This is a genomic window from Ferrovibrio sp., assembly GCF_025869515.1.
Taxonomy (GTDB): Bacteria; Pseudomonadota; Alphaproteobacteria; order Ferrovibrionales; family Ferrovibrionaceae; genus Ferrovibrio.
Window position 1 is genome coordinate 1 of sequence record NZ_JAOZVR010000068.1, and the last position, 7,392, is coordinate 7,392.

Here is a 7,392-nt window from a genome sequence, read left to right on the forward strand (position 1 = left end):
CCTTCCTCACCTCGTGGAACGAGTTCGCGCTCGCCTCGCAGCTCACCCGTTCCGTCACCTCCAAGACCCTGCCCGTCGGCCTGCTCGACTACACCGCGGAATTCACCATCGACTGGCGCGGCATGTGCGCGCTCGCCGTCGTGATGATCATCCCGGCCCTCGTGCTGACCTTCATCGTGCAGAAACACCTCGTATCCGGCCTCACCTCCGGCGCAGTCAAAGGATAGACCATGGCAACCGTTTCCCTCGAAAAGCTGGTCAAGCGCTACGGCGCGCTCGAAGTGGTGCACGGCATCGACCTCGAAGTGGCGGACCGCGAATTCATCGCGCTCGTCGGCCCCTCCGGCTGCGGCAAGTCCACCACGCTCCGCATGATCGCCGGCCTCGAACCGATCTCCGACGGTAACCTCAAGATTGGCGGCCGGATCGTCAACGACCTGCCGCCACGCGCCCGCAATCTCGCCATGGTGTTCCAGTCCTATGCGCTCTACCCGCACATGACCGTGCGCGAAAACATGGGCTTCTCGCTAAAAATCGCCGGCATGAAGCCGGAGGACATCGCCCCCCGTGTCGAGGAAGCGGCCCGCACCCTGGACCTGACCGCCCTTCTCGACCGTCGTCCATCGCAACTGTCCGGTGGCCAGCGCCAGCGGGTCGCCATGGGCCGCGCCATCGTGCGCGATCCGGACGTCTTCCTGTTCGACGAACCGCTGTCGAACCTCGACGCCAAGCTCAGAACCCAGATGCGCACCGAGATCAAGAAGCTGCACGCCAAGGTACAATCGACGGTGATCTACGTCACCCACGACCAGGTCGAGGCCATGACACTTGCCGACCGCATCGTCATCATGCGTGACGGTTATATCGAACAGGTCGGCACACCGGAGGATGTATTCCACCGTCCGAATTCCAGGTTCGTCGCCGGCTTCATCGGTTCGCCGCCAATGAACCTCAAGGATGCAGAGATCGCCGATGGCCGCGTCGTCTTCGCCAATGGCGACAGCCTGCCCCTGCCGCAGCAGTTCGCCTCGCGCGTCACCGCCGGCCAGAAGGTCACCTTTGGCCTTCGCCCCGACGACATCTACCCGACGGGCCACGGTATCCACTCCGGCGAGGAAACCGCCGTCCACAAGACGGACCTCAAGGTGACGATCACCGAACCGCTCGGCAACGAGACGCTGGTTTTCGCCGAACTCGGCGCCAGCGAATGGGTGAGCCGCATGCTGAACCCGCGTGCGCTGAAGAGCGGCGAAGGCCTCTCCTTCTCGCTCGACCTCTCGCAGGCTCACATGTTCAACCGGGAAACCGGCAGGACGCTCAGGGGCTGAGCCATGGCGAAGATCGAACGTATAGAACTGAAAATGGTCGACCTTCGCCCGAAGGTCGAGCGCACCGACGCGATCCAGAGTTTCGTCAGCCAGGAAACCCCGCTCGTCATCATCACCGACAGCGACGGCGCCACCGGCACCGGCTACAGCTACACCATCGGCACCGGCGGCTCCTCCGTCATGCGGCTTCTTGCCGATCATCTGGCGCCACGCCTGATCGGCCGCGACGCAGACCAGATCGAGGCGATCTGGCATGAACTGGAATTCGCCACCCACGCGACAACCATCGGCGCGATCACCTCGATTGCGCTTGCGGCCATCGACACCGCGCTCTGGGATCTTCGTGCCCGCAAGCAGGGCCTGCCGCTATGGAAGCTCGCAGGTGGTGCCAAGGATCGCTGCCCGCTCTACACCACCGAAGGCGGCTGGCTGCATATTCCGACCGAGGCGCTCGTCGAGGATGCGCTGGAGGCAAAGTCCAAGGGTTTTCGCGGCTCGAAGGTGAAGATCGGCAAGCCGAGCGGCTCCGAGGATTTCGCCCGCCTCTCGGCCGTTCGCAAGGCCGTCGGCGATGCCTACGAGATCATGACCGATGCCAATCAGGGCTTCGCCGTCGATGAGGTGATCCGCCGCGCCGAGCGGCTGAGGGAACTCGACCTTGCATGGCTGGAGGAGCCACTCCCGGCCGACGATATCGACGGTCACGTCAGGCTTAATCGTTCGACCGCCACACCGGTCGCGGTCGGCGAGTCGCTCTATTCGATCCGCCACTTCCGGGAATACATGCAGAAGGGAGCCTGCTCCATCGTGCAGGTGGATGCCGGCCGCATCGGCGGCATCACCCCTTGGCTCAAGGTGGCGCATGCGGCCGAAGCCTTCGACATGCCCGTCTGCCCGCACTTCCTGATGGAATTGCATGTCAGCCTGACCTGCGCCGTGCCGAACGGCAAATATGTCGAATACATCCCGCAACTCGACGACATCACCACCTCGCGCCTGAGGATTAAGGACGGCATGGCGCTCGCGCCCGAGACGCCCGGCATCGGCATCGCGTGGGACTGGGACGCCATCGACGGCCGCCGGATCACGGAATTCGACCGCGAGATCCGGTAAGGAGGAAACGACTATGCAGCGCATCGGCATGGTGATCGGCGTGAGGCCGGAAAAGCTCGAGGAATACAAGCGCCTGCACGCGGCCGTCTGGCCCGAAGTGCTGGCGGTGATTTCCGCCTGCAACATCAAGAACTATTCGATCTTTCTGAAAGAGCCGGAGAACCTGCTCTTCTCCTTCTTCGAATATCACGGCACCGACTACCAAGCCGACATGGCGAAGATGGCCGCCGACCCGAAGACCCAGGAATGGTGGGCGGTCTGCATGCCCTGCCAGCAGCCCCTTGATAGCCGCAAGGATGGTGAGTGGTGGGCGTCGATGGAGGAGGTATTCTTTCATGCGTAACGCTGTGCCGGCTTGGGGAAAAAGCTTATGACCTTCGACCCGAAATCCCTCTCCCAGTCCTGGCCGCTGCCGGCAAAGCCGCGCCCGATCGTCACCTTCGGCGCCGGCTCCATCGTCAGCGACGCGCATTTTCCCGCCTATGGCAAGGGCGGGTTCCCCATCGCCGGGCTCTACGATCCCGATTACGAAAAGGCCAAGGCGCTCGCCGATAAATGGGGCGTGACAGCCTATGCCTCCGTCGAAGAAACGGCAGCGGTGGAGAACGCGATCTTCGATCTCGCCACGCCGCCGGCAGCCCATGCCAAAGTGCTATCCGCCCTGCCGGATGGCGCGCCGGTGCTGATCCAGAAGCCTATGGGTTCGGATCTGGCGGCCGCGACCGAAATCCTGAAGATCTGCCGGGCGAAAAACCTCAAGGCGGCCGTGAACTTCCAGCTTCGCTTCGCACCGATGATGCTGAGCCTGAAGGATGCCATCGCCAAGGGACTGCTCGGCGAGGTCGTGGATTTCGATGTCTATCTGGCGCTCGATACCCCGTGGCAGCTCTGGGCCTTCCTCGAAGGCCTGCCACGCATCGAGATCGCCATGCACTCGATCCATTACCTCGACGTGATCCGTCAGGTTCTGGGCGATCCCAAGGGCGTGCATGCGAAGTCGATCGGCCACCCCAATCACAAGATGGCGCAGACCCGCACCACCGCGATCCTCGACTATGGCGACCGGGTGCGCTGTGCCGTCTCGATCAACCACGACCACAAGTTCGGCCGTAAGCATCAGGCCTGCGAGTTCCGCGTCTCGGGCACCGAAGGTGCGGCCTATGTCCAGCTCGGCGTCAACCTCGACTATCCGCGCGGCGAACCGGACATTCTGGAGATCTATCCGAAGGGCGGCAGCGACTGGGTGACCGTGCCGCTGGAAGGCACATGGTTCCCCGATGCATTCGTCGGTCGCATGGCCAACCTGCAGCGCTACGCCTCCGGCGAGGATAGCGAACTCGTTTCCTCGGTCGAGGACGCCTGGAAGACCATGGCGCTCGTCGAGGCGCTCTACCAGTCGAACGCCACCCCGGCGACCGCGCTCGAGACACTACCGCAGTAAGGACGATCACGATGGAACAGCTGAAATATTTCGAGGACTACGAAGTCGGCGCACAGCGCCTGACGACGGGTCGTACCATCACCGAGACGGATTTCATCGTCCATGCCGGCCATACCGGCGATTTCTTCCCCCATCACATGGATGCCGAATTCGCCAAAACCACCCCGTTCGGCCAGCGCATCGCCCACGGCACGATGATCTTTTCCATCGGCGTCGGCCTGACCGCCAGCGTCATCAATCCGGCCGCCTTCTCCTATGGCTATGACCGCCTGCGGTTCATTCGCCCTGTCTTCATCGGCGACACCATCCACACCCGTGTCACCATTCATTCGAAGGAAGACGATCCGAAGCGCGCCGAAGTCGGTCGCGTCGTCGAGCGCACCGAAGTCATCAACCAGAAGGGCGAGGTCGTGCTCGCCGCCGATCATATCCACATCGTCGAGCGCCGGCCCAAGGCCGCCTGATCCGCCGACTTAAGGAAAGGAAGAACCCATGTCCCTCCCCCTCGAAAACAAGCGCGTGCTGGTCACCGCCGCCGGCCAGGGCATCGGCCGGGCGAGCGCGCTCGCCTTCGCCCGCGCAGGTGCTGATGTCGTCGCCACCGACATCAATGCCGATGCGCTGAATAGCCTTTCAGGCGAGACGAACATTGAAACCCGCCTGCTCGACGTGCTGAAGGACGAGGCCGTCGCTTCCGTCATCGCCGAGGCCGGCCCCTTCGACGTGCTGTTCAACTGCGCCGGCTTCGTGCATTCCGGCTCGGTCCTCGACATGGCCGACAAGGATCTGGACTTCGCCTTCGATCTCAACGTCCGCGCCATGGTGCGCACCATCCGCGCCGTGCTCCCCTCAATGCTGGAGCGGGGCGGCGGCGCGATCATCAACATGGCCTCGGTCGCGTCCAGCATCAAGGGCGTGCCGAACCGCTGCGCCTATTCCGTCACCAAGGCCGCCGTCATCGGCCTCACCAAGTCGGTTGCCGCCGATTATGTCTCGCAGGGTATCCGCTGCAACGCCATCTGCCCCGGCACGGTGGAAAGCCCCTCGCTGCAGGACCGCATGAAGGCCCAGGGTGACTATGAAACCGCCCGCGCCGCCTTCATCGCCCGCCAACCCATGGGCCGCCTCGGCACGCCTGAGGAAATCGCCGATCTGGCGGTGCATCTGGCAACCGCGACCTATACCACTGGTCAGGCCTACGCCATCGACGGCGGCTGGACGATCTAATCTCATCTGAAAGGAAATACCCGATGAAACTCATGCGCGTTGGCCCCCTCGGCCAGGAAAAGCCCGCTCTTCTCGACAAGGACGGCAAGACCCGTGATCTCTCCGCCCATGTCCCCGATATCGGTGGCGCGGCAATCGGCCCGGAAGGCCTTGCAAAGATCGCGGCAATCAACCCCGCCTCGCTGCCGGAGCTGACGGCCGATCGCATCGGCGCCTGCGTCGCCGGCACCGGCAAGTTCATCTGCATCGGCCTCAACTATTCCGACCACGCCGCCGAAACCGGCGCCGAGGTTCCGCCGGAGCCCGTCATCTTCATGAAGGCGACCTCGGCCATCGTCGGCCCGAACGACGACGTGCTGATCCCGCGCGGTTCTGAAAAGACCGACTGGGAAGTCGAACTCGGCGTCGTCATCGGCAAGACCGCGAAATATGTCTCGGAAGCCGATGCCATGGACTACGTCGCCGGCTACTGCGTCTCCCACGACGTTTCCGAACGCGCCTTCCAGACGGAACGCGCGGGACAGTGGACCAAGGGCAAGTCCTGCGACACCTTCGGCCCGATCGGCCCCTGGCTGGTAACGAAGGACGAGATCGCCGATCCGCAGAACCTCTCGATGTGGCTGACGGTTAACGGCGAGAAGATGCAGAACGGCTCCTCGAAGACCATGGTCTACGGCGTCGCCTATCTCGTTTCCTATCTCAGCCAGTTCATGTCGCTCCATCCCGGTGACGTCATCTCCACCGGCACACCGCCCGGCGTCGGCCTCGGCATGAAGCCGCAGCGCTTCCTGAAGGCCGGCGACGTCGTCGAACTCGGCATCGAAGGCCTCGGCACCCAGAAGCAGACCTTCAAAGCCGACGCCTGATCCCCTCCCTCAAGACCCAGAGCCTTGACCCATGACCAAGATCACCAGCCTGCGCAGTATTGACCTGCGCTTTCCCACCTCCCAGAGCCTCGACGGCTCGGACGCGATGAATCCGGATCCGGATTATTCCGCGGCCTATGTCGTGCTCGAAACCGACCAGCCCGGCCTTGAAGGCCACGGCCTGACGTTCACGATCGGCCGCGGCAACGAGATCTGCTGCGCCGCGATCGACGCCATGAAGCATCTGGTGGTGGGACTGGATCTTGATTGGGTCAAGGCCAATCCCGGGCGCTTTTGGCGGCATGTGACGAGCGACAGCCAGCTGCGCTGGATCGGCCCGGACAAGGGCGCCATGCATCTGGCCACCGGCGCCGTGGTCAACGCCGTCTGGGATATCCTCGCAAAACAGGCCGGCAAGCCGGTCTGGCGTCTTGTCGCGGACATGACGCCCGAGGAAATCCTCTCCATCGTCGACTTCCGCTACCTGACGGACGCCATCACGCCGGACGAGGCGCTGGCGATCCTGAAGAAGGCCGAGGAAGGCAAGGCCGAGCGCATCGCCCTCCTCGAGAAGGAAGGCTATCCCTGCTACACCACGTCTGCCGGCTGGCTCGGTTATTCCGACGAGAAGTTGCGCCGCCTCTGCCAGGAGGCCGTCGATCAGGGCTTCACCCACATCAAGATGAAGGTCGGCCGCAATCTGGAAGACGACAAGCGCCGTCTCAGGATCGTCCGCGAAGTCATCGGTGACGACCGTTACATGATGATCGACGCCAACCAGGTCTGGGAAGTCGGCGAGGCCATCGACTGGGTGAAGGAACTCTCGGTCTACAAGCCGTTCTTCATCGAAGAGCCGACCAGCCCGGACGACGTGGCCGGCCACAAGGCGATCCGCGAAGCGGTGACCCCGGTCAAGGTCGCGACCGGCGAGATGTGCCAGAACCGCATCATCTTCAAGCAGATGATCGCCGGCGGCGCGATCGACATCGTGCAGATCGACTCGTGCCGCATGGGTGGCCTGAACGAAGTGCTGGCAGTCCTGCTGATGGCCGCGAAGTACAATCTGCCCGTCTGGCCTCACGCCGGCGGCGTTGGACTTTGCGAATACGTCCAGCACCTTTCGATGATCGACTACATCGCCATCTCCGGCACCAGGGAAGGTCGCGTCATCGAGTTCGTCGATCATCTGCACGAACACTTCATCGATCCCTGCCGGATCGAGAACGCCGCCTACATGCCGCCGTCGCTGCCGGGCTTCTCCATCGAGATGAAAAAGCAGTCGATCGCGGACTATACGTTCAACGGATAAGCAAGACGGCAATGGTGCGGGTGCGCAACCCGGCGGACCCCCCCCAATTGGTTTCGGGTGGGCTCAGTAGATGTTGTCGTCCCGCGTTCCGGCTGCCCCACGCCTTTG

General features: G+C 63.3%; 8 protein-coding genes and 1 pseudogene. All 9 read left to right on the top strand.

What is annotated here, in order from left to right; genetic code table 11:
* A pseudogene (locus tag OJJ21_RS10835) lies at positions 1 to 227 on the top strand (carbohydrate ABC transporter permease); the annotation flags it as partial.
* Positions 228 to 230: 3 nt separating this feature from the next.
* Entirely contained in the window at positions 231 to 1,328 is a 1,098-nt protein-coding gene (gene ugpC, locus OJJ21_RS10840; RefSeq protein WP_297686059.1) for a sn-glycerol-3-phosphate ABC transporter ATP-binding protein UgpC, read from the top strand.
* 3 nt (positions 1,329 to 1,331) lie between these two features.
* Positions 1,332 to 2,441: a mandelate racemase/muconate lactonizing enzyme family protein gene (locus OJJ21_RS10845; RefSeq protein ID WP_297686061.1), complete on the top strand. Its 1,110-nt coding sequence runs from the start codon at positions 1,332 to 1,334 to the stop codon at positions 2,439 to 2,441.
* 13 nt (positions 2,442 to 2,454) lie between these two features.
* A complete protein-coding gene (locus OJJ21_RS10850) occupies positions 2,455 to 2,784 on the top strand; it encodes an L-rhamnose mutarotase (protein WP_297686063.1) in 330 nt (109 codons plus the stop codon).
* Between the two features lie 27 nt (positions 2,785 to 2,811).
* Positions 2,812 to 3,882 (top strand): Gfo/Idh/MocA family oxidoreductase, encoded by a 1,071-nt coding sequence (locus tag OJJ21_RS10855; RefSeq protein ID WP_297686065.1) that lies wholly within the window; start codon positions 2,812 to 2,814, stop codon positions 3,880 to 3,882.
* An 11-nt stretch (positions 3,883 to 3,893) separates the two neighbouring features.
* Entirely contained in the window at positions 3,894 to 4,346 is a 453-nt protein-coding gene (locus tag OJJ21_RS10860; protein ID WP_297686067.1) for a MaoC/PaaZ C-terminal domain-containing protein, read from the top strand.
* Between the two features lie 28 nt (positions 4,347 to 4,374).
* Positions 4,375 to 5,109, top strand: coding sequence for an SDR family oxidoreductase (locus OJJ21_RS10865; RefSeq protein ID WP_297686069.1), 735 nt, complete (start codon positions 4,375 to 4,377; stop codon positions 5,107 to 5,109).
* 23 nt (positions 5,110 to 5,132) lie between these two features.
* Complete coding sequence (locus tag OJJ21_RS10870; RefSeq protein WP_250915278.1) at positions 5,133 to 5,975, top strand: fumarylacetoacetate hydrolase family protein; 843 nt, start codon at positions 5,133 to 5,135, stop codon at positions 5,973 to 5,975.
* Positions 5,976 to 6,006: 31 nt separating this feature from the next.
* On the top strand, positions 6,007 to 7,284 hold the full coding sequence (locus tag OJJ21_RS10875; RefSeq protein ID WP_297686073.1) for an L-fuconate dehydratase: 1,278 nt from the start codon (positions 6,007 to 6,009) through the stop codon (positions 7,282 to 7,284).
* Positions 7,285 to 7,392 lie beyond the last annotated feature (108 nt).